Raw genomic sequence first — 2432 nt, 5'->3', positions numbered from 1 at the left:
GGCCGCCATGGCGCCGTCGATCACGCCGTCCTTGCTGATGATGCCGCACAGGAACATCTCGGCCAGCACCTCAATGATGCCGGAGCCGCAGATGCCGGTCACACCGGTCTTGCGCGTGGCCGCTGCGAAGCCCGGATCGTCCGACCACAGGTCGCAGCCGATCACCTTGAAGCGCGGCTCCAGCGTTTGGCGGTCGATCCGCACCCGCTCGATCGCACCCGGCGCCGCACGCTGCCCGCCGGAGATCTGCGCACCCTCGAAGGCAGGTCCCGTCGGCGAGGAGCAGGCCAGCAGCCTGTCCTTGTTGCCCAGCACGATCTCGGCATTGGTGCCGACATCCACCACCAGCGAGACCTCGTCGCGCAGATAGGGCGACTCGGAAAGGACGACGCCCGCCGCATCCGCGCCGACATGGCCGGCGATGCAGGGCAGCACATAGACCCCGGAACCCCGGTTGATGGCGCCGTCCAGGCCCAGATCGGCGGCGCGCAGGTCCAGGGCACTGTCCAGCGCCAGGGCGAAGGGTGCGCCGCCCAGTTCCGTGGGATCGATCCCCAGCAGCAGGTGGTGCATGACCGGGTTGCCGACCAGGACCGCATCCATGATCAGGTCCGGGTCGACCCCGGCCTCGCGCGCCACCTCGCCGGCCAGCGTCGCCAGGGCTTCCCGGACCGCGGCGGTCATCTCGACCTCGCCGCCCGGGTTCATCATGACGTAGGACACCCGGCTCATCAGATCCTCGCCGAAGCGGATCTGCGGGTTCATGAGGCCGGAGGACGCCACGACCTCGCCGGTGCCGAGGTCGCACAGATGGGCGGCGATGGTGGTGGAACCGATATCGACCGCCAAGCCGAAGATACGTTCCACCAGGCTTGGCCAGACCGAGACGATCCGCCTTCCGTCACGCACCGCAGCGGTGACCTGCCAGCCGCCCTTGCGCAGCGCCTTCTGCAGGCCCTGGAGGACATGGAGATCGGCGGTCAGCCCCTCCAGCTGCCACTGGGTGCGCAACGCCTCTAGGAGGCGCTCCAGGTCGCCACGCGGGTCGTGCATGTCCGGCTCCTGCACCTCGACGAAGTGCAGGGTGGTCACCGGGTCGAGCGCGATCTCGCGGACTTCGGCCCGCTTGCGCACCACCTGCTTGTGGACCTGGCTTTCCGGCGGCACGTCGATCACGACGTCGCCTTCGAGCAGGCTCTGGCAGGACAGGCGCCGGCCCTCGACCATGCCCTTGCGCTGCCGGTAGCGCTCCTCGGTCGCCGTGAAGCCGTTCAGGTGGGCCGCCGAGGAATGGATGCCGTGCTTGGCGAACGAGCCCTCGCCGACCGTCACCTGGCAGCGGCCGCACAGGGCCCGGCCGCCGCAAACCGAATCGATGTCGACGCCCAGCTTGCGCGCGGCCTCCAGCAGCTTCGTGCCGACGGGGAACCGGCCACGCTTGCCGGACGGGGTGAAGACGACGAGGGCGTCGGTCACGATGGCAGGATCTCGCTCGGGTCGGCGGAGGCAGCGGGGGCTTCGGCGGCGGCAGCGCTGCGGCGGCGGCGGCGCTCGCCGCGCTCGCCCCGGCCACCGTTGCCGCCTTCCGGTGCTGGCTCGCGGAACTTCGACAGCCACTTGGCACAGTGCGGGTCGTTGCCGAGCATCACGTCGGCACCCATGATCGCGTGCATCTCGGGCTCGTGCAGCGGGTTCATGATCGCCGAGGTCATGCCGGCACCAGCGGCCATGGCCAGGAAGTTGGCGTTCAGCCCGTGTCGGTTCGGCAGGCCGAAGCTGACATTGGAGGCGCCGCAGGTCGTGTTGACCTTGAGTTCCTCGCGCAGCCGGCGGATCAGCCGGAACGCGGCCACGCCGGCATTGCCGAGTGCCCCGATCGGCATGACCAGCGGGTCGACCACGATGTCGTGCGGCTTGATCCCGTAATCGGCGGCATGGTGGACGATCTTCTTCGCCACCTCGAAGCGCACGTCCGGATCCTCGGAGATGCCGGTCTCGTCGTTGGAGATGGCGACCACCGCGCAGTCGTACTTCTTGACCAGCGGCAACACCGCCTCCAGCCGCTCCTCCTCACCGGTCACCGAGTTCAGCAGCGGGCGGCCCTGATAGACCGCGAGGCCCGCCTCCAGGGCCGCCACGATCGAGCTGTCGATCGAGAGCGGCACGTCGGTGAGCGACTGTACCAGCTTGATGGTAGCGGCCAGGATCGCCGGCTCGTCGGCCAGCGGGATGCCGGCATTCACGTCCAGCATGTGCGCGCCGGCCGCGACCTGGGCCAGGGCGTCGCGCTCCACCGTGGAGAAGTCGCCGGCCGCCATCTCGGCCGCCAGCTTCTTGCGCCCGGTCGGGTTGATCCGCTCGCCGATCACGCAGAACGGCTGGTCGAAGCCGATCGTGACGGTCTTGGTGCGGGAGGACACGACGGTGCGGGT

At 69.5% G+C, this 2432-nt stretch carries 2 protein-coding genes; both read right to left on the bottom strand.

Annotation, left to right across the window (positions count from 1 at the left end; genetic code table 11):
* Nucleotides 1–1479, bottom strand: a 1479-nt coding sequence (locus EQG76_RS02200) for an ASKHA domain-containing protein (protein ID WP_159710207.1), incomplete at its 3' end; no start/stop codon positions are given.
* On the bottom strand, nucleotides 1473–2432 hold a 960-nt coding region (locus tag EQG76_RS02195), incomplete at its 5' end, for a methyltetrahydrofolate cobalamin methyltransferase (protein WP_159710205.1). The genes EQG76_RS02200 and EQG76_RS02195, both read right to left, overlap by 7 nt.

Source organism: Geminicoccus flavidas, from assembly GCF_009806515.1.
GTDB lineage: Bacteria > Pseudomonadota > Alphaproteobacteria > Geminicoccales > Geminicoccaceae > Geminicoccus > Geminicoccus flavidus.
This window is presented reverse-complemented; position numbering and strand designations above follow the sequence as displayed.